This is a genomic window from Mycolicibacterium vaccae NBRC 14118 = CIP 105934 (genome assembly GCF_001552715.1).
Classification (GTDB): Bacteria; Actinomycetota; Actinomycetes; order Mycobacteriales; family Mycobacteriaceae; genus Mycobacterium; species Mycobacterium vaccae.
The window spans coordinates 1-17,995 of record NZ_BCRS01000129.1 but is presented as its reverse complement, the minus strand read 5'-3'; the positions used below and the strand labels follow the sequence as shown (position 1 = coordinate 17,995).

The window sequence follows — 17,995 nt, the reverse complement described above, 5'->3', positions numbered from 1 at the left end:
CCGCGGTCCATCACACCCTTCCGGCTTTCCGCGATGTCGTCCCCGCTGGTGCTCTTCATCCACTCCCGGGCCGCGTCGGCTTCCAGCCACAGCGCCGCGCTGTTCTGCGAGTCGTCGATGCGGTGATAGGACGCCAGCAGCGCGCGCACCGACTTCTGGTTGTTGCCCACGATCGAGGCCGCGATCCTCCGCGCGGTGTCCACCAGTTCCGCATGCGGCACGACCTGGGTGACCAGCCCGCAGCGCAGTGCTTCCTCGGCCGACAGGTAGTCGCCGGTCATGCTCATCCGGCGCGCCATCCCGACGCCGACCTTCTGCGGCAGCCGCACCGACAGCCCCCACGTCGGAAGCAGCCCGACGCGCGCGTGGGTGTCGGCGAAGCTGGCCTGGTCGGAGGCGATCAGGATGTCGCAGTACAGCGCGATCTCCAGCCCCCCGGTCACCGCGGCGCCGTTGATCGCACCGATCACCGGCTTGGTCATCGGCGGCCACTTCGGCGAGATGTCGGGCAGGTCGGTGGTGTCGCCGAGCTCCTTGAGGTCCAGGCCCGCGCAGAACACCGGGTCGGCGCCGGTCAGGATCACCACGTCGACGCCGTCGTCGGCCTGCGCCTCCCGCAAGGCGCCGAACAGGGCGGTGCGCAGCGCAGACGACAGCGCGTTGCGCGATCGGGGCCGGTTCAGGGTCAGGGTCCGGACCCGGTCCCGGGTGTCGATCAACAGGACGTCCTCGGTGGAATTCTCGGTGCTCATCGGCTCACCGTATCGGCTGCAGCTTGCGCGCCTATCGTGGATCCCATGTGCCGAAACATCACCGAGCTGAGGGGTCTGGAGCCGGCCGCCACGGCCGACGAGATCGAGGCCGCCGCCCGCCAGTACGTCCGCAAGGTCAGCGGCATCACCCGGCCATCGGGGACCAACGTCGACGCGTTCGAAACCGCCGTCGCCGAAGTCACCGAATCCACCCGGCGGCTGCTGGCCGGCCTGCAACCGCGCCGACAGCCGCCGAAAACGGTTCCGCCGCTGCGCCGGCCCGAAGTGCGCGCCCGGCTGAACCTCTGATGACGACCACCCTGACCCAACCCGCGCTCAAGGAGTGGAGCGCGGCGATCCACGCGCTGCTCGACGGCAGGCAGACCGTGCTGCTGCGCAAAGGCGGCATTCACGAGAAACGCTTCGAGGTCGCTCCCGAAGTAGCCGCCTCGCGGTTCCTGCTCTTCCCGACCGTCGCGCACAGCCACGCCGAGCGCGTCCGCCCCGAACACCGCGACCTGCTGGAGCCCGCCGCCGCCGACAGCACCGAGGACGCCGTCGTGGTGCGGGCCGGCGCGAACGTGGTCGCAGCGATCGCGGTGGAACGTCCAGAGAATCTGGAAGCCATTGCACCGCTGCATATCTGGACCACGGAGTCGGTGCAGTCCGACCGTGTGGACTTCCGCCCCAAGCACCGGCTGACCGCTCTGGTGGTGTCGGCGGTGCCGCTGGCCGAGCCTGTGCACCTGACCCGCACTCCGGACTACCGCGGCTGTTCGAGCTGGGTGTCGCTGCCGGTCACCCCGGCCTGGGGCGAGCCCGTGCACACCGACGCCGAACTGGAGCAGGTCGTGCGGCGGGTGCGGGACTCAGTCGGCTGACGGCGGCTCTGGACCCGCGGGCAACGTCAGCCGGGTGCCCGCACCCAGATGCACGGTATGTCGCGCGGTCGCGAAAGTCGTTGCGGTGGATGCAGATTCGCCGGTTCCCAGGTTGCGCAGGAAGCGGGGATGGGACCCGCCGGCGATCAGGAGGCGGATCCGTGAACCGGCTGGGAACGTCCACGCGACGGGATCCAGCTCGACGCGCACGGTGCCCGAATCCGGCGCCGCCGCCAGGTAACCGTCACTGACGTTGCGTGAGCGGCCGTCTGCGTCGACCTGGCTGATCCGCACGAACACGTCGTTGTGCGGGTTGGCGCACGAATGCTCCATCTCCAGCACCGGCACGCCGACCGTGTAGAGGTCCGCGGCCAACGCGGTGCCGGTGAACGTCAGCACGTCGGCGCGGCGGGCGAGCTCGGTGTCGTCGCGGTAGCCACCGATGGGGGAGAGGAGCCGGCCGCCCACGGTCGGGGTCGGGTCGGCGGGGTTGTAGACGAAGGTGGCCGAATGGCCGTCCTCGGGCGCCACCGCGGCGAGCCCGCCGCCGGGGACGGGGTGCAGCAGCAGCTTCGGCATCGCCGGCGGCCAGTCGGGCAGTTCCTGCCAGTCCCGCCCGGCCAGGTGGATCCGCACCGGCGAGCGGCGTTGCGGCGTCGCGCCACCGAGGTGAGTGGCCAGCCAGTCCAGGCTTTCCCGCAGCACGGTCGGGGCGCCCTTGGTCATGATCTGGCCATGGGTCCACGGTCCGACGGTCAGGCCGGTGGGCACGCCGCGGCCGCTCAGCATCCGGTAGTGCTCGACGGTCTGCTCGACGAACAGGTCCTGCCAGCCCGTGAGCAGCAGCACCGGCACCTCCGCGCGAGCCGGCGCGTTGCGCAGCCGCACCCGGGACCAGAACGGGTCGTCGCGGTCGGGGTGGTCCAGCCACGACTCGAACCACGGCGCGCTGTCGCCGAGCAGTCTGCGGCTGGCGGTGCCGAGCGGCAGCTCCAGCGATGCCGCGGTGACCCGCCGCTGGGCGCGGGCCTGCCGGACCAGGGCGCGCAGCCGGTTCGGGTCCTCCTGGTGGCCCACCAGATCGCTCCAGCCGAGGAAGTCGTTGAGTCCGAACGAGCCCGTGCCCCAACGGGGTCCGCTGACGTCGTCGGGCCCGACGGTGATCACCGCGGCGGCGAGCTCCGGTGGGGGGTCGGAGAGCAGCGCCCACTGTGTGAAGCCCAGGTAGGACAACCCGATGGTGGCGAACGTGCCGGTGAACCACGGCTGGTCGCGCAGCCAGGCGGCGGTGTCGGCGCCGTCGTCGACCTCGTTGACGAACGGATCGAACTGCCCGCCCGAGCCGTAGGTGCCGCGCACGCTCTGGAAGACGACGTGGTAGCCGCGTGCCGCGTACACCGAGCCGAACAGGGCCGCGAACGGGAAGCCGCGGCCGTAGGGCCCGCGGATCAGCAGCGTGCCCGCCGGTGTGTCGGTGCGCGGTGCGTAATGGTCGGCGACCAGTTCGACGCCGTCACGCATCGGCACCGGCACCGCCCGCCGGACGGTGAAGTCGCAGACCGGCGGCGGCAGACCCAGCGCACGGCCGGCGGCGTGCCGGGCCAACCGGGAAAGTTGCGAGCTCATCTAACCGACCCTACTGACGGGCCGACGGTCAGAAGACGTAGTACGGGCTCAGTTCGTGCGCACGCTGCAGGTTGGTCTGCATGCAATCCGGGTCCGGTTCGGAGTACACCGGCGAGTAGAACAGCGACTGCTGGATCACCCCGTAGCTGGTCTTGAACGCCACCATGCAGGTGATCCACCAGCGGTTGTTCCAGTCCGTGGGCTTCATGATCCAGAACTGCGCCGCGCGGTGTCCGTTGATGTCGAGCTCGACCGCGTCGGCAGGCAGGGTCTCCTCGTAGGTGCGCCACACGATCGTTTCGACGGCCATCTGGTAGTTCCCGGCGTCGTACTTGCAGCGCAGGCCGTCCTCGTGAGCCGGCGGACTGAACGCGAGCCCGAGGCGGCTGACGGCGTCGAGCGGGATTTCCTCGCACGGATTGAACGGGTCGGGGTCGGTGAGCTCGAGCACCGGCCATTTGATCGTGGTGGTCGCGTTCGGCAGCGGCACGAACGTCGACCGCAGGTCGACCCGGTCCGGTCCCGCGGTCACGGCCGGGGTGGTCTGCCAGACCACCATCACCGCTGCGACCAGCGCGCACAGCGCCGAGAACAGTCGCAGCTTGGCGACCATGACACCCCCTGGGTTTCGTGGCCGCCGTGGGAACGGGCCGCCGCCGGCATCGTCGTCGTTCTGCCGGGAGTGTAGCGGGCGCACGCCGGGCACACGCCGGGAACTTAGAACATGTTCTAGTTGCCGGTGGGCGATCCCGCGGTACGCCCCAGTACGCTTGGTCGTCGTGACCACTGACGAACGGCGCCCGACTTTGTGGGCGGTCAGTGACCTCCATACCGGGCACACCGGCAACAAGCCGGTCACCGAGTCGTTGTATCCGGCCTCGCCGGACGACTGGCTGATCGTGGCCGGGGATGTCGCCGAACGCACCGACGAGATTCGGTGGGCGCTGGACCTTCTGCGGAAACGGTTCGCCAAGGTGATCTGGGTGCCCGGCAACCACGAGCTGTGGACCACCAACCGCGATCCGATGCAGATCTTCGGCAAGGCCCGGTACGACTACCTGGTCAACATGTGCGACGAGATGGGCATCGTGACCCCCGAGCACCCGTACCCGGTGTGGACCGAGGAGGGCGGCCCGGCCACGATCGTGCCGATGTTCCTGCTCTACGACTATTCGTTCCTGCCTCAGGGCGCGGGCACCAAGGCCGAGGGCCTGGCCATCGCCAAGGAGCGCAACATCGTGGGCACCGACGAGTACCTGCTGTCGGCCGAACCGTATTCGACCCGCGACGCGTGGTGCCGCGACCGGGTCAACCAGACCCGCAAGCGGCTCGAAGACCTCGACTGGATGACGCCGACAGTCCAGGTCAACCACTTCCCGATGGTGCGCGAACCCTGCGATGCGATGTTCTACCCCGAGTTCTCGCTGTGGTGCGGCACCACCGCGACCGCCGACTGGCACACCCGCTACAACGCGGTCTGCTCGGTGTACGGGCACCTGCACATCCCGCGCACCACCTGGTACGACGGCGTGCGGTTCGAGGAGGTGTCGGTCGGCTATCCGCGCGAGTGGCGCCGTCGCAGGCCCTACCGCTGGCTGCGCCAGATCCTGCCGGACCCCAAGTACGCGCCCGGCTACCTCAACGAGTTCGGCGGGCACTTCCAGATCACCCAGGAGATGCGCGAGAACGCCGCCAAGGTGCAGCAGCGGATCAGGGACCGGGCGTGATCGCAGCCAAACTGCTCGCCGGCGTGCTGCCCGGCGAGGTCGACGCGCTGGCCGCGGCCGAGATGTACTCCGACCCACGGGAATTGGCTCCGCTGCCGGAGGAGGAGCCGCTGATCGCGAAATCGGTGGCCAAGCGGCGCAACGAGTTCATCACCGTGCGCTACTGCGCGCGGCAGGCGCTGGTCGACCTCGGGATGGAACCGGTACCGATCCTCAAGGGGCCCAAGGGTGAGCCGTGCTGGCCCGACGGCGTCGTCGGCAGCCTGACCCACTGTGAGGGGTTCCGCGGCGCCGCGGTGGGCCGACGGACCCAGGTGCGTTCGCTGGGTATCGACGCCGAACCGCACGGCGTGCTGCCCGACGGTGTGCTCGACGCGATCAGCCTGCCCGCCGAACGGCACGAGCTCTCGGCGCTGCCCGCCGGGGTGCACTGGGACCGGGTGTTGTTCTGCGCCAAGGAGGCGACCTACAAGGCGTGGTTCCCGCTGACCCACCGGTGGTTGGGATTCGAGGACGCCCACATCACGTTCGAGGTCGACGCCACCGGTCAGGCCGGAACGTTCACGTCCGAGATCCTGATCGACCCGGCCGCGGAGTCAGGACCCCCGCTGGCCTCGCTGGCCGGCCGGTGGGCCGTCCGCGAGGGCATCGCGCTGACCGCGATCGTGCTGTGAGTCCCGCCGCGAACCCGAAGAGCAGTCCTGATCCGGGACTGGTCGTCGTCGACAAGCCGGGTGGGATGACCAGCCACGACATCGTGGGCCGGTGCCGCACACTGTTCGGCACCCGCAAGGTCGGCCACGCCGGCACGCTGGACCCGATGGCCACCGGGGTGCTGATCGTCGGCATCGAACGCGCCACCAAGATCCTCGGACTGCTCACCGCGACGGACAAGTCGTACACCGCCACCATCCGGCTGGGCCAGACGACGTCCACCGAGGACGCCGAAGGTGAACTGTTGCAGTCGGTTCCAGCGGCATCGGTCACCGACGAACAGATCGAGGCGGCCATTGCGCCGCTGCGCGGCCAGATCAGCCAGGTGCCGTCGGCGGTCTCCGCGATCAAGGTCGACGGCAAGCGGGCCTACCAGATGGTCCGGGAGGGACAGGCCGTGGAACTGGCCGCCCGCCCGGTGCGCATCGACCGGTTCGACGTGCTCGAGGTGCGGCGGGCCGGGGATCTGGTCGACGTGGATGTGGCCGTGGACTGTTCGAGCGGGACTTACATCCGGGCGCTGGCCCGCGACGTCGGCGCTGCGCTCGGGGTGGGCGGTCACCTGACCGCGTTGCGCCGCACCCGGGTGGGCGGGTTCGGGCTGGACCAGGCGCGCACGCTGGAGCAGCTGGCCGAGCACGCCGAGCTCAGCTGGTCACTGGACGAGGCCTGTCTGCAGGCGTTTCCGCGCCGCGACCTGTCCGACGCGGAGGTCGTCGACGCCGGCCACGGCCGCGCGCTGGCGCCGGCCGGCATCGAGGGCGTCTACGCCGCGACCGCCCCGGACGGCCGGGTGATGGCGCTGCTGCAGGACGCCGGTGCGCGCACGAAGTCCGTCGTGGTGATCAGGCCGGCGACGCTGTAGTCAGGCCGAGCGTGTGCTCAGACCCCGACGGTGATCACGCGTAGAGCCGCTGGAACTCCTTGATCGACTTGTCGATGTCGCCCTTGACCGCGCGCACCGCCGCGGAGCCGATCGGACCGAACAGCGGGGCGCCGCCCAGGTCCATCCGCACGGTGAACGTGCAGCCGTCCCCGTCGGGGACGACCTTCATCGCCAGCTTGTAGCGCGTCCCGCCGACGCCCTCGCCGCTGATCGCCAGCGCCGACGGCGGGTCGAACTCGCGCACCGTCCACGTCACCCGGTTGCGCATGCCCTTGGCGCCGGCCACCCCGACCACCGTGGCGCCGGGGGTGAGCTCCTCAGGCAGCTCGGAGCGCCACCCCTGGTGCATGGTCATCCAATCGCCCAGCGTGGACAGGTCCGACGCGTGCGCCCAGGCCTTCTCGGCCGACATGGGCAGGGAACGCGACATCTCGAGCTTGGCCATCTGACTCCTATGCTATGACCCAGATCGCTTGTGCGGCCGGGCTTCCCAGATCGACGGTGGTTTCGGTGCCGGCTTCGATCGCGCCGGGGTCGGTCGGGTGCTCTATGGCCACCGAGATCATCCCGGCGAAGTCCCGGCGGGCCACCACGCGCAGCCGGGAGTCGAGGCTGATCCCGACGGTGTCGAAATACCGCAGCATCTCCGGATCGGCGTCGGAGATGCGCGCGACCGTGCCCGCGTCGCCGTCCTGGCAGTCCGACAGCTGACGGGCCGGCGGAGTCGGGACCTTGCCGTCGGCGGCCGGGATCGGGTCACCGTGCGGATCCCGGGTCGGATACCCGAGCTTGGCGTCGATCCGGTCGAGCATGCGGTCGGAGACGGCGTGCTCGAGCACCTCGGCCTCGTCGTGCACCTCGTCCCAGCCGTAGCCGAGCTCGTTGACCAGGAACGTCTCCATCAGCCGGTGCCTGCGCACCATGGCGAGCGCGGCGCGGCGTCCGGCGTCGGTCAGGGTGACCGCGCCGTACTTCTCGTGGTCGACCAGACCCTGGTCGGCGAGTTTGCGGATGGATTCCGACGCGGTGCTGGCCGACACCCCGATCCGGTCGGCGAGCAGTTTGGTGCTGACCTTCTCGTGCGACCACTCCTGGGCGGTCCAGATGACTTTCAGGTAGTCCTGGGCGACCGTCGACAAATCGGCGGGGTTCTCGCGGCTTCCGTCAGGACTCACGAGGATGAAGTTTAGGCAATCATCACCTGATCCGGTGGTGCTGCTGGGCCGACGGCGTGGGCAGACCGTAGGCTAGCGGCGTGCAGCGCTGGCGGGGGCAGGACGAAATCCCCACAGACTGGGGCCGATGTGTCGTCACCATCGGAGTATTCGACGGTGTCCATCGCGGGCATCAGGAGTTGATCAGCCGTGCGGTGAAGGCGGGCCGATCCCGGGGTGTCCCGGTGGTGCTGATGACCTTCGACCCGCACCCGATGGAGGTCGTGTTCCCGGGCAGCCACCCGGCGCAGCTCACCACGCTGACCCGGCGTGCCGAGCTCGTCGAGGAGCTGGGCGTCGACGTTTTCCTGGTGATGCCGTTCACCGCCGACTTCATGAAGCTCACGCCCGAGCGGTACATCCACGAGCTGCTCGTCGAACACCTGCACGTCGTCGAGGTGGTCGTCGGGGAGAACTTCACCTTCGGCAAGAAGGCCGCGGGCAACGTGGAGCTGCTGCGCAAGGCGGGGGAGCGCTTCGGCTTCGCGGTGGACTCGCTGACCCTGGTCTCCGAGACCGCCGAACCTGCCCGGCACGAGTCGGTGACGTTCTCGTCGACCTACATCCGGTCCTGCGTCGACGCCGGCGACATGGTCGCTGCGGCCGAGGCCCTCGGCCGGCCGCACCGGGTCGAGGGAGTGGTCGTGCGCGGCGACGGTCGCGGGCGGGTGCTCGGGTTCCCGACCGCCAACGTCGCGCCCCCGATGTACTCGGCGATCCCGGCCGACGGCGTCTACGCGGCGTGGTTCACGGTGCTCGGGCACGGCCCGGTCGTCGGCACCGTGACACCGGGTGAGCGCTACCAGGCAGCGGTCTCGGTCGGCACGAACCCGACGTTCTCGGGACGCACCCGCACCGTCGAGGCGTTCGTGCTCGACACCACCGCCGATCTGTACGGCCAGCACGTCGCCGTCGACTTCGTCGCCCGCCTGCGCGGACAGGAGAAGTTCGACTCGGTGGCCGACCTGGTCACCGCCATGACCGCCGACACCGAACGCGCCCGGACCATTCTTTCTGCCCGCTAGCTGGGCTTTCGGCGATTACCAGGCTGCGTGTGGGCGCTGCTAGACTTCCTGCCGACCCGGCACGTGCTGCAGTTCGCGGTGGCCGTGCTTTTTCGGGGTGCGGAATCTGATCCGGGCCCTTTATGTTCGCGGACCGAATTGATGGAGTTGTTTCGTGGCGCTCACTACCGAACAGAAGAAGGAAATCCTGGGCCAGTACGGCCTGCATGACACCGACACCGGTTCCCCGGAGGCTCAGGTCGCCATGCTGACCAAGCGGATCGTCGATCTCACCGAGCACCTCAAGCAGCACAAGCATGACCACCACTCGCGTCGCGGTCTGCTGCTGCTCGTCGGCCGTCGCCGCCGGCTGCTCAAGTACATCGCCCAGGTCGACGTGCAGCGCTACCGGTCGCTGATCGAGCGTCTCGGCCTGCGCCGCTGACGCGTCCGGCCTGACCGCCGGATCCTCACACGTTGCGAGCCCCGTGGCCGTGACCGCCCCGTGCGGTCACGGCCACGGGTGTTTGCGGCGCGGCCGCGCGCGGTGGATTAGGGGTTTCCGGTATGTCGCGATGTAGCATAGGTGCGTTCGGATGCCGCACGGCACGAACAGCTGGGTGCGGTCCTCGCAGTTCCGCGAGCACCGCTCCCGCGTGACATGACACGAACCGCCCGATCGCGCGGTCTTCGGTAGTGGCTGCCGGAGCGAGAACTCCGGCCGCTTCGATCGACGGCCGTCGACGCATCCGGGCGCGGCTTCCCGGGTCTCCGGAGTTGTCCGCACACACCGCGCGTGCTCACGCGAAACCGCTGATGTGAATCAGAGAGGTCATACGGACGTCCATGTCTGTAGTTGAAATCGAAGAAGGCGTGTTCGAATCGACCGCCACCATCGACAACGGGAGCTTCGGCACCCGCACCATCCGTTTCGAGACCGGCCGGCTGGCCCAGCAGGCCGCCGGCGCCGTCGTCGCCTACCTCGACGACGAGACCATGCTGCTGAGCGCCACCACCGCCAGCAAGAGCCCCAAGGACCATTTCGACTTCTTCCCGTTGACCATCGACGTGGAGGAGCGGATGTACGCCGCGGGCCGGATCCCCGGTTCGTTCTTCCGTCGCGAGGGCCGTCCGTCCACGGACGCGATCCTGACCTGCCGCCTGATCGACCGGCCGCTGCGCCCGACGTTCGTCAGCGGTCTGCGCAACGAGATCCAGGTCGTGGTGACGATCCTGAGCCTGGACCCCAAGGATCTGTACGACGTGCTGGCGATCAACGCCGCGTCGGCGTCCACCCAGATCTCGGGATTGCCGTTCTCCGGTCCCGTCGGCGGCGTGCGCGTCGCCCTCATCTCCACTCCTGAGAACAAGGCAGGTCAGTGGGTTGCGTTCCCGACCGTCGAGCAGCTGGAGAACGCTGTCTTCGACATGGTCGTCGCGGGCCGCAAGGCCGGCGATGACGTGGCGATCATGATGGTCGAGGCCGAGGCCACCGACAACGTCATCGATCTCGTCGCAGCCGGCGCGAGTGCGCCCACCGAAACCGTGGTAGCCGAGGGCCTCGAGGCCGCCAAGCCGTTCATCGCCGTGTTGTGCGATGCGCAGCAGGCGCTGGCCGACAAGGCTGCCAAGCCCGTCGCCGACTACCCGCTGTTCCCGGACTACCAGGACGACGTCTTCTACGCGGTGTCCTCGGTGGCCTCCGAGGAGCTGTCGAAGGCGCTCGCGATCCCGGGCAAGGCCGAGCGCGATGCCCGTACCGATGAGATCAAGGTCGAGGTGCTCGAGCGTCTCGGTGAGACCTACGCCGGCCGCGAGAAGGAGATCGGCGCCGCGTACCGCGCGCTGACCAAGAAGCTCGTCCGCCAGCGGATCCTGACCGACCACTTCCGGATCGACGGCCGCGGTGTCACCGACATCCGCGCGCTCTCGGCCGAAGTCGCGGTCGTCCCGCGGGCCCACGGCAGCGCGCTGTTCGAGCGTGGCGAGACCCAGATCATGGGCATCACCACTCTCGACATGGTCAAGATGGCCCAGCAGATCGACTCGCTGGGACCGGAGACGTCCAAGCGCTACATGCACCACTACAACTTCCCGCCGTACTCGACCGGTGAGACCGGTCGCGTCGGCTCGCCCAAGCGCCGCGAGATCGGCCACGGCGCGCTCGCCGAGCGCGCCCTGATGCCGGTGCTGCCGAGCATCGAGGAGTTCCCGTACGCGATCCGTCAGGTGTCGGAGGCGTTGAGCTCCAACGGCTCGACCTCGATGGGTTCGGTGTGTGCCTCGACCCTGTCGCTGCTGAACGCCGGTGTGCCGCTGAAGGCTCCGGTCGCCGGTATCGCGATGGGCCTGGTGTCCGACGACGTCGAGGTGGACGGCAAGACGGAGCGTCGCTTCGTCACGCTGACCGACATCCTCGGCGCCGAGGATGCGTTCGGCGACATGGACTTCAAGTGCGCAGGCACGAAGGACTTCGTTACCGCCCTGCAGCTGGACACCAAGCTGGACGGGATTCCCTCCCAGGTTCTAGCAGGTGCTCTCAGTCAGGCCAAGGACGCCCGCATCACGATTCTCGAGGTGATGGCCGAGGCGATCGACGCGCCCGACGAGATGAGCCCGTACGCGCCGCGTATCACCACGATCAAGGTTCCGATCGACAAGATCGGTGAGGTCATCGGGCCCAAGGGCAAGATGATCAACTCGATCACCGAGGAGACCGGCGCGTCGATCTCCATCGAGGACGACGGCACCGTGTTCGTCGGCGCGTCCAACGGCGAGGCGGCACAGGCGGCGATCGACAAGATCAACGCGATCGCCAACCCGCAGCTGCCCAAGGTCGGCGAGCGGTTCCTCGGCACCGTGGTCAAGACCACGGACTTCGGAGCCTTCGTGTCGCTGCTGCCGGGTCGCGACGGCCTGGTGCACATCTCGAAGCTGGGCCGCGGCAAGCGGATCAACAAGGTCGAGGATGTCGCCAAGGTCGGTGACAAGCTCCGCGTGGAGATCGCCGACATCGACAACCGCGGCAAGATCTCGCTGGTCCTGGTCGCCGAGGATTCGGAGACCGCGGACGCATCTGCTGACGCACCGGTTGATGCAGCGTCGACCAGCAGCTGAGTCGAAGGCGGTGCGCCGCACCCTGTTGCCCGGTGGCCTGCGCGTGGTCACCGAGCACATCCCGTCGGTGCACTCCGCATCCGTCGGGGTGTGGGTCAACGTCGGGTCTCGTGACGAGGGCCGCAGCGTGGCCGGGGCGGCGCACTTCCTCGAACACCTGTTGTTCAAGGCGACGCCGACCCGCTCCGCGGTGCAGATCGCGCAGTCGGTCGACGCCGTCGGCGGTGAACTGAACGCGTTCACCACCCGCGAGCACACCTGCTACTACGCACACGTGCTGGACTCGGATCTGGCGCTGGCCGTGGACCTCGTCGCCGACGTGGTGCTTCGCGGCCGGTGCCAGGCCGAGGACGTCGAGATCGAGCGGGCCGTCGTGCTCGAAGAGATCGCCATGCGCGACGACGATCCCGAGGACACGCTGGGCGACGTCTTCCTGTCGGCGATGTTCGGCGACCATCCGGTCGGCCGGCCCGTCATCGGCAGCGTGGAGTCGATCTCGGCGATGACGCGTGCCCAGTTGCACTCGTTCCATCTGCGCCGCTACACGCCGGACCGGATGGTCGTCGCGGTCGCGGGCAATGTCGAGCACGCTCAGGTCGTGAAGCTGGTCCGGGAGCACTTCGGTCCCCGGCTGGTGCGCGGCCGGTCGCCGGTCCCACCGCGTAAGGGTGCGGGCCGGGTCAACGGCAAGCCCACGCTGGAACTGGTGCGTCGGGATGCCGAGCAGACGCACCTCTCGCTCGGGGTGCGGACCCCGGGACGGCACTGGGAGCACCGCTGGGCGCTGTCGGTGCTCAACACCGCGCTCGGCGGGGGGCTGAGTTCCCGTCTGTTCCAGCAGATCCGGGAGACGCGCGGGCTGGCCTACTCGGTGTACTCGACAGTCGACACGTTCGCCGAGAGCGGTGCGCTGTCGGTGTACGCCGGATGTCTGCCGGAGCGGTTCGCCGAGGTGGTCAAGGTGACCACCGACGTGCTCGCCGAGGTGGCCCGCGACGGGATCACCGCCGAGGAGTGCCGCATCGCGAAGGGCTCGCTGCGCGGCGGCCTCGTTCTGGGGCTGGAGGATTCGGCGTCGAGGATGAACCGGATCGGCCGCAGCGAGCTGAACTACGGCGAGCACCGGACGATCGCGGACACGCTGGCCCATATCGAGGAGGTCACCCTCGAAGACGTCAACGCCGTGGCGCGGGAGCTGCTGACCCGGCCGTTCGGGGCCGCGGTGCTGGGCCCGGTGCGGTCGAAACGCGCTCTGCCACGGCCGTTGCACACAATCGCGGGTTGACCGTAACCTGGCTTGCGATGACGGAATTCAACCGACGGCACGTGTTGTTCGGTGGGGTGTCGCTGGCTGCCCTGGTCGCCTGTTCACCGAAAACTGTTCTCGCCGAGCCTGCCGGACCGCTGCCCCCGCCCGATGAGCGCCTGCATACGCTGGCCCAACGGCACGACGCGGAGATCGGCGTCTACGCCGTCGATCTCGTCACGCAGGACACTCTCGCGTTCCGCGCGGACGAGACCTTCGCGGTGTGCTCGACGATCAAGACCTACATCGCTGCGGCGGTGCTGCAGCGCACCCAGACAGGGGAGCTGTCCCTGCAGGACACCGTCCCGATCGAGCCCGACGACATCCGGCCGCACTCGCCGGTGACCGAGCCGCGGGTGGGGACGTCGATGACGCTGGCCGAGTTGTGCCAGGCGGCGCTGCAGCAGAGCGACAACGCCGCGGCCAACGGGCTGCTCGGCGTGCTGGGCGGTCCGCCCGCGATCACCGCGTTCGCGCGCAGCATCGGAGACGACCGCACACGGCTGGACCGCTGGGAGGTGGAGCTGAACTCCGCCGTGCCGGGGGATCCGCGGGACACCAGCACCCCGCGCGCGCTGGGGATCGGGTTCCGCGACATCCTCACCGGTAATGTGCTCGAACCGGCTGTGCGCCAACAACTCCTGGACTGGATGCGGGCCAATCAGACCTCCAGCATGCGGGCCGGACTACCGGCCGGGTACACCAGCGCCGACAAGACGGGCAGCGGGGACTACGGCACCACCAACGACATCGGCGTGGTCTACGGTCCGGCCGGTCAGCAGGTGCTGTTGTCACTGATGACCAAGTCGGCCTCGGGTGACCCGGACGCGCCCAGCCTGCGTCCGCTCATCGGTGAGCTGGCGACGCTGGTGCTCGCCGAATTAGGTTAGCCGCAGCGAGTTGTCGCGCTGCAGCACGAAGAAATACGGCTTCCTGATGCCGCGCAGGTCCATCGCGCCGAGCACCGTTCTCTCGTCGATCGACCGGAAGACGTCGTTGACCGGCACCTGGTCGTAGATCATCGTCGCGGTATCGACTCCGCGGTAGCGGGTGGTACGCAGCCGCGCTTTGGGCCCGCCCGCCTTGAGGGCCGGCCTGAGCAGGGGGACGGCACCGGCGAAACCGCGCCGCTTGAGCGCGGGCAGTTTGGTGGCCACGCCGAGTCCGGCGAACGCCGGTGCCGGGTTCAGCGGCCACAGAGCTTTTCCGTCGGCGGTGGGAAAGAGCAGCGGGTGGACGGTCTCGCTGTCGGTGAAGTGCTTGCCCCACCAGCCGCTGGCGGTCAGGAGCCCGTCGAGGGGGTGGCCGGTCGGCACTTCGGCGCCGTGCCAGGTGCCGAACATGAATTCGAGCTCCACGGCCGGCAGCGAGTCGAACAGCTCCAGCGCGTCGGCGGTGGTGGTCGGAACATCGGCCAGGAGTTCGGTGAGCACCAGCATGCCCCCGATTGTACGTTGACACGTGTCAAGTCGGCAGACTGTTGTCATGCGAGCCGATGATCCATGCCCGTGTGGCACCGGTGATCCGTACGGACGTTGCTGTCTGCCGTTGCATGTGGGCGAACGGCAGGCCGACAGCGCCGAGCAGCTGATGAGATCGCGCTACAGCGCTTACGTGGTGGGTGCGTCCGAATACGTATGGCGCACCTGGCATCCGCGGACCCGCCCCGCCGAGGTCGCCGACGACGTCGCGGTGACCTGGACGCGGTTGGAGATCCTCGACGTGGTGGGCGGCGGACCCGGCGACGAGACCGGGGAGGTGGAGTTCCGCGCCCACCACCGGGCCGGCGCGTTGCACGAGAGGTCGCGGTTCGCGACCCGCGCCGGCCGGTGGTTCTACGTCGACGGCGATCTGCTCGACTGAGGGCCGCTCAGTCGAGCAGTGCGGCCGGGTCGGTGTAGGGCAGGTCCAGGTCGGCTGCCACCTGCTTGGACAGTAGAGCGCCCTCGTGGGTGGAGAGTCCCTTCGCCAGCGCCGCGTCGGCACGGCATGCGTCGCGCCAGCCGTTGTCGGCGAGTTCGAGCACGTACGGCAGCGTGGCGTTGGTGAGTGCGTACGTCGAGGAGCGCGGCACCGCGCCGGGCATGTTGGCCACGCAGTAGAACACCGTGTCGTGCACGGCGAACGTCGGGTCGTCGTGCGTGGTGGGGCGCGAGTCCTCGAAGCAGCCCCCCTGGTCGATCGCGATGTCCACCAGCACCGCACCCGACTTCATCGCTGCGACAGTGGAATTGGTGACCAGCTTGGGCGCCTTGGCGCCCGGGACCAGGACCGCGCCGATGACGAGATCGGCACCCTTGACCGCGTCCTCGAGGTCGAGGGAGGACGAGTACCGGGTCTCGATGCTGCCGTTGAACTCGTTGTCGATCTTGCGCAGCGTGTTGATGTTGACGTCGAACACGTTGACGTGGGCACCCATGCCCTTGGCGATCCGGGCCGCGTTGTAGCCGGCCACCCCGCCGCCGATGACCACGACCTCGGCCGGCGCGACACCGGGCACGCCGCCCATCAGCACACCGCGGCCGCCGTGGCTGCGCATGAGGTGGTAGGCGCCGACCTGGGCGGCCAGCCGACCGGCGACCTCGCTCATCGGCGCCAGTAGTGGCAGGGCGCCGTCCGCGCTCTGCACGGTCTCATAGGCGATGGAGGTGGTGCGCGAGGCCATCAGTGCGTCGGTGCACGGCTTGGACGCAGCCAGATGCAGGTAGGTGAACAGGGTCTGGCCCTCGCGCATGCGCGGGTACTCCGACTCGATCGGTTCCTTGACCTTGAGCAGGAGGTCGGCCTCTGCCCACACCTGATCGGCGCTTGCGATCAGCTGTGCGCCGGCACGTTTGAAGTCGGCGTCCGAGATCGACGAGCCGTCGCCGGCGCCGGACTGGACGAGCACGTCGTGGCCGCGCTGGACCAGCTCGGCGACGCCCGACGGGGTGATCGCGACGCGGTACTCGTTGTTCTTGATCTCGGTCGGGACGCCGACGCGCATGATCGCTCCTTGTTGTGGGGTTGGTAGGTAAAGTGTGAAGAAAGCGCGGAATGCAGGCAATATTCCTGTCAAAGATTCTGGAGAGACGACTGTGGCAGAAGGATCATCGGTAGCGGCCAGGCCGACGACGGCGGCGCCGAAGGATGTTCGGGCCGAGGTCGACGACATCGACCGCCGGATCCTGACGGCTCTGCACGCCGATGCCCGCATGCCCAACAGCGCGCTGGCCGAGTTGGTCGGCATCGCGCCGTCGACCTGCCACGGCAGGGTGCGCCGCCTACAGGAGATGGGGGTGATCCGGGGGTTCTACGCCGACATCGACCCTGCGGCGATCGGGTTGACCCTTCAGGCGATGATCTCGGTCAATCTGCAGTTCAACGCACGCGGCAAGATCCGCAACTTCATCCAGCAGATCCGGAGCAAGCCGCAGGTGATGGATGTGTACTTCCTCGCGGGCGCCGACGATTTCATCCTGCACGTGGCCGCCCGGGACACCGACGACCTGCGCAAGTTCGTCGTCGAGAACCTCAACGCCGACGCCGACGTCGCAGGTACCCAGACCTCACTGATCTTCGAGCATCTGCGCGGCGCGTCGCCGCTGTGACGGTCAGGCCGACGTCAGCGTGACGTTGTGCAGTGCGACGGCGACGTCACTCGGAGCGATGTCGACGAAGGTCGGCGCGTCCCGCAGCGCCGCGCCGGTGCCGATGATGTTCTCCGGAGATGTTGGCGTGCAAGGGAAATTGCTGCACCGGAACCATCGGCCGGGCGGGCTCTGATAGGGCTGCATGCTGGGGGACTGGTCCACCCGGTAACGCCCGGGCGGGATGAAGGTGGTCGCCCAACCGTCACGAGGCTGGGTGGTGACTCCGAAGACGCCGTTGCTGCCGTATGGCGCCGCGGCCGCGGGTGTGGCCGACAGGACGCCACCCGTGAGCGCGCACGCGGCAATCAGAGGGAGCGCCGGCCACCGCCGGAGGGCACGAGTCATGCCATGAGATTAACCGCGGTACCGAATGGCGGCGCCGTCTTCCCGGTTTGCCGGCGAAAACAGGCTGCAGTGAGCCGTTTTCGGGTGCCGGTTTTTGTCGGTGGGTGGTGTGAGGATGGGGTTATGTCCTCTCGGGTTGCCGCTGACACCGCCGATGTTGTGGTGGGGCAGTCGGAGCGCCTTGACGGGTTTTTCGCCGAGTTGGCGGAGTTGGCGGGTCAGCGTAATGCCATTGACGGGCGGATCGCGGAGATCGCTGCGGAGATCGATGGGGCTCGGTTGTGGGGGTTTACCGGGGTGAAGTCGATGGAGGGGCTGATCGCCTGGAGGTTGGGCACCTCGATGCGCAATGCCGAGACGATCGTGGCGGTGGCGCGCCGGATGGCAGAGTTCCCGCGGTGTGTCCGGGATTTGCGTGAGGGCCGGTTGTCGTTGGATCAGGTCGGGGCGATCGCCGAGGGCGCGGGCACGGGTTCGGATGCCCATTACGCGGAGTTGGCTTCGCATTCCACGGTCACGCAGTTGCGCACCGCGATCAAGCAGGAACCCAAACCCGAATCTTTGCCCGAACCTGATTCCGACGCTGAACTGGATGATGATGCTGAACCGGTGGCTGAGTCGGTGCGGCAGCCCTCGATTTCCAAGCGGGTGGAGGGGGAGTTCACCTGCTGGCAGATCCGGCTGCCGGCTCCCGAAGCGGCGATCTTCGACGCGGCGCTGCAGTCGCATCAGGACGGGCTGATCGCCCAATGGAAACGCGACCACCCCGACCACCCCGACCGCCCCGAGGG

Annotated in this window: 21 protein-coding genes; 13 read left to right on the top strand and 8 right to left on the bottom strand. The window is 68.7% G+C overall.

From position 1 onward, the window contains the following. Positions 1 to 752 (bottom strand): enoyl-CoA hydratase (locus MVA01S_RS21735; RefSeq protein ID WP_060941687.1); only part of this gene is annotated, 752 nt, incomplete at its 3' end. Between the two features lie 45 nt (positions 753 to 797). Between MVA01S_RS21735 and MVA01S_RS21730 the strand changes: the two genes are divergently transcribed. Both MVA01S_RS21730 and MVA01S_RS21725 read left to right on the top strand, forming a co-directional pair. Beyond that, positions 798 to 1,061, top strand: a complete 264-nt coding sequence (locus tag MVA01S_RS21730) for a DUF2277 domain-containing protein (protein ID WP_003933611.1) — start codon at positions 798 to 800, stop codon at positions 1,059 to 1,061. Further along, the gene (locus MVA01S_RS21725; protein WP_003933612.1) at positions 1,061 to 1,633 is read left to right on the top strand and encodes a DUF1802 family protein; all 573 of its coding nucleotides are present in this window, start codon (positions 1,061 to 1,063) and stop codon (positions 1,631 to 1,633) included. The genes MVA01S_RS21730 and MVA01S_RS21725 overlap by 1 nt, the downstream gene beginning before the upstream one ends. On the opposite strand, the gene MVA01S_RS21720 is transcribed toward MVA01S_RS21725, so the two are convergent. Continuing rightward, complete coding sequence (locus MVA01S_RS21720; protein WP_040543096.1) at positions 1,622 to 3,259, bottom strand: CocE/NonD family hydrolase; 1,638 nt, start codon at positions 3,257 to 3,259, stop codon at positions 1,622 to 1,624. The genes MVA01S_RS21725 and MVA01S_RS21720 overlap by 12 nt on opposite strands. 28 nt (positions 3,260 to 3,287) lie before the next feature. Continuing rightward, positions 3,288 to 3,872, bottom strand: a complete 585-nt coding sequence (locus tag MVA01S_RS21715; protein ID WP_003933614.1) for a DUF3558 domain-containing protein — start codon at positions 3,870 to 3,872, stop codon at positions 3,288 to 3,290. 166 nt (positions 3,873 to 4,038) lie between these two features. Here MVA01S_RS21715 and pptH point away from each other — a divergent pair, with 166 nt between their 5' ends. Genes pptH through truB form a run of 3 tightly spaced genes read left to right on the top strand, consistent with a single transcriptional unit; the run spans position 4,039 to position 6,565 of the window. Next, entirely contained in the window at positions 4,039 to 4,986 is a 948-nt protein-coding gene (gene pptH / locus MVA01S_RS21710; RefSeq protein WP_040543116.1) for an ACP phosphodiesterase PptH, read from the top strand. Continuing rightward, the gene (gene pptT, locus MVA01S_RS21705) at positions 4,983 to 5,660 is read left to right on the top strand and encodes a 4'-phosphopantetheinyl transferase PptT (RefSeq protein WP_003933616.1); all 678 of its coding nucleotides are present in this window, start codon (positions 4,983 to 4,985) and stop codon (positions 5,658 to 5,660) included. The genes pptH and pptT overlap by 4 nt, the downstream gene beginning before the upstream one ends. After that, positions 5,657 to 6,565, top strand: coding sequence for a tRNA pseudouridine(55) synthase TruB (truB, locus tag MVA01S_RS21700; RefSeq protein ID WP_003933617.1), 909 nt, complete (start codon positions 5,657 to 5,659; stop codon positions 6,563 to 6,565). The genes pptT and truB overlap by 4 nt, the downstream gene beginning before the upstream one ends. 34 nt (positions 6,566 to 6,599) lie before the next feature. Here the strand turns inward: truB and MVA01S_RS21695 are convergent, their stop codons facing one another. Together MVA01S_RS21695 and mntR are read right to left on the bottom strand one after the other, a co-directional pair. Then, positions 6,600 to 7,031, bottom strand: a complete 432-nt coding sequence (locus MVA01S_RS21695; RefSeq protein WP_003933618.1) for a type II toxin-antitoxin system Rv0910 family toxin — start codon at positions 7,029 to 7,031, stop codon at positions 6,600 to 6,602. Positions 7,032 to 7,038: 7 nt separating this feature from the next. After that, positions 7,039 to 7,761, bottom strand: a complete 723-nt coding sequence (gene mntR / locus MVA01S_RS21690) for a manganese-binding transcriptional regulator MntR (RefSeq protein ID WP_003933619.1) — start codon at positions 7,759 to 7,761, stop codon at positions 7,039 to 7,041. A gap of 80 nt (positions 7,762 to 7,841) precedes the next feature. Between mntR and MVA01S_RS21685 the strand changes: the two genes are divergently transcribed. The 5 genes from MVA01S_RS21685 to bla all read left to right on the top strand — a co-directional run bounded on the left by MVA01S_RS21685 (position 7,842) and on the right by bla (position 14,117). Then, positions 7,842 to 8,825: a bifunctional riboflavin kinase/FAD synthetase gene (locus MVA01S_RS21685; protein WP_040543098.1), complete on the top strand. Its 984-nt coding sequence runs from the start codon at positions 7,842 to 7,844 to the stop codon at positions 8,823 to 8,825. Positions 8,826 to 8,979: 154 nt separating this feature from the next. Beyond that, positions 8,980 to 9,249, top strand: coding sequence for a 30S ribosomal protein S15 (rpsO, locus tag MVA01S_RS21680; RefSeq protein ID WP_003933621.1), 270 nt, complete (start codon positions 8,980 to 8,982; stop codon positions 9,247 to 9,249). 401 nt (positions 9,250 to 9,650) lie between these two features. After that, positions 9,651 to 11,921 (top strand): polyribonucleotide nucleotidyltransferase, encoded by a 2,271-nt coding sequence (locus MVA01S_RS21675; RefSeq protein WP_040543100.1) that lies wholly within the window; start codon positions 9,651 to 9,653, stop codon positions 11,919 to 11,921. Next, entirely contained in the window at positions 11,899 to 13,206 is a 1,308-nt protein-coding gene (locus MVA01S_RS21670; protein ID WP_040543102.1) for a M16 family metallopeptidase, read from the top strand. The genes MVA01S_RS21675 and MVA01S_RS21670 overlap by 23 nt, the downstream gene beginning before the upstream one ends. Positions 13,207 to 13,223: 17 nt before the next feature. After that, the gene (bla, locus tag MVA01S_RS21665; RefSeq protein ID WP_003933624.1) at positions 13,224 to 14,117 is read left to right on the top strand and encodes a class A beta-lactamase; all 894 of its coding nucleotides are present in this window, start codon (positions 13,224 to 13,226) and stop codon (positions 14,115 to 14,117) included. On the opposite strand, the gene MVA01S_RS21660 is transcribed toward bla, so the two are convergent. After that, positions 14,109 to 14,666 (bottom strand): DUF4334 domain-containing protein, encoded by a 558-nt coding sequence (locus tag MVA01S_RS21660; protein WP_003933625.1) that lies wholly within the window; start codon positions 14,664 to 14,666, stop codon positions 14,109 to 14,111. The genes bla and MVA01S_RS21660 overlap by 9 nt on opposite strands. 46 nt (positions 14,667 to 14,712) lie before the next feature. On the opposite strand from MVA01S_RS21660, the gene MVA01S_RS21655 reads away from it, so the two are divergent. Beyond that, positions 14,713 to 15,090 carry a YchJ family protein gene (locus MVA01S_RS21655; protein WP_003933626.1) on the top strand — a complete coding sequence of 126 codons (378 nt, stop codon included), beginning with the start codon at positions 14,713 to 14,715 and terminating at the stop codon, positions 15,088 to 15,090. 7 nt (positions 15,091 to 15,097) lie between these two features. On the opposite strand, the gene ald is transcribed toward MVA01S_RS21655, so the two are convergent. Further along, positions 15,098 to 16,213, bottom strand: a complete 1,116-nt coding sequence (gene ald, locus MVA01S_RS21650; RefSeq protein WP_003933627.1) for an alanine dehydrogenase — start codon at positions 16,211 to 16,213, stop codon at positions 15,098 to 15,100. A gap of 91 nt (positions 16,214 to 16,304) precedes the next feature. Here ald and aldR point away from each other — a divergent pair, with 91 nt between their 5' ends. Next, entirely contained in the window at positions 16,305 to 16,817 is a 513-nt protein-coding gene (gene aldR, locus MVA01S_RS21645) for an HTH-type transcriptional regulator AldR (protein WP_003933628.1), read from the top strand. 3 nt (positions 16,818 to 16,820) lie between these two features. Here the strand turns inward: aldR and MVA01S_RS21640 are convergent, their stop codons facing one another. Next, positions 16,821 to 17,204 (bottom strand): hypothetical protein, encoded by a 384-nt coding sequence (locus MVA01S_RS21640; RefSeq protein WP_003933629.1) that lies wholly within the window; start codon positions 17,202 to 17,204, stop codon positions 16,821 to 16,823. 123 nt (positions 17,205 to 17,327) lie between these two features. On the opposite strand from MVA01S_RS21640, the gene MVA01S_RS21635 reads away from it, so the two are divergent. Continuing rightward, on the top strand, positions 17,328 to 17,995 hold a 668-nt coding region (locus MVA01S_RS21635), incomplete at its 3' end, for a DUF222 domain-containing protein (RefSeq protein ID WP_159426338.1).

Excerpts from the sequence above, each read along its gene's own strand:
- MVA01S_RS21725 (WP_003933612.1), top strand. The coding sequence starts at position 1,061 with ATGACGACCACCCTGACCCAACCCGCGCTCAAGGAGTGGAGCGCGGCG.
- MVA01S_RS21730 (WP_003933611.1), top strand. The coding sequence starts at position 798 with ATGTGCCGAAACATCACCGAGCTGAGGGGTCTGGAGCCGGCCGCCACG.
- MVA01S_RS21660 (WP_003933625.1), bottom strand. The coding sequence starts at position 14,666 with ATGCTGGTGCTCACCGAACTCCTGGCCGATGTTCCGACCACCACCGCC.
- bla (WP_003933624.1), top strand. The coding sequence starts at position 13,224 with ATGACGGAATTCAACCGACGGCACGTGTTGTTCGGTGGGGTGTCGCTG.
- MVA01S_RS21670 (WP_040543102.1), top strand. The coding sequence starts at position 11,899 with ATGCAGCGTCGACCAGCAGCTGAGTCGAAGGCGGTGCGCCGCACCCTG.
- MVA01S_RS21640 (WP_003933629.1), bottom strand. The coding sequence starts at position 17,204 with ATGACTCGTGCCCTCCGGCGGTGGCCGGCGCTCCCTCTGATTGCCGCG.
- ald (WP_003933627.1), bottom strand. The coding sequence starts at position 16,213 with ATGCGCGTCGGCGTCCCGACCGAGATCAAGAACAACGAGTACCGCGTC.
- MVA01S_RS21695 (WP_003933618.1), bottom strand. The coding sequence starts at position 7,031 with ATGGCCAAGCTCGAGATGTCGCGTTCCCTGCCCATGTCGGCCGAGAAG.
- MVA01S_RS21675 (WP_040543100.1), top strand. The coding sequence starts at position 9,651 with ATGTCTGTAGTTGAAATCGAAGAAGGCGTGTTCGAATCGACCGCCACC.
- MVA01S_RS21655 (WP_003933626.1), top strand. The coding sequence starts at position 14,713 with ATGCGAGCCGATGATCCATGCCCGTGTGGCACCGGTGATCCGTACGGA.
- MVA01S_RS21715 (WP_003933614.1), bottom strand. The coding sequence starts at position 3,872 with ATGGTCGCCAAGCTGCGACTGTTCTCGGCGCTGTGCGCGCTGGTCGCA.
- MVA01S_RS21720 (WP_040543096.1), bottom strand. The coding sequence starts at position 3,259 with ATGAGCTCGCAACTTTCCCGGTTGGCCCGGCACGCCGCCGGCCGTGCG.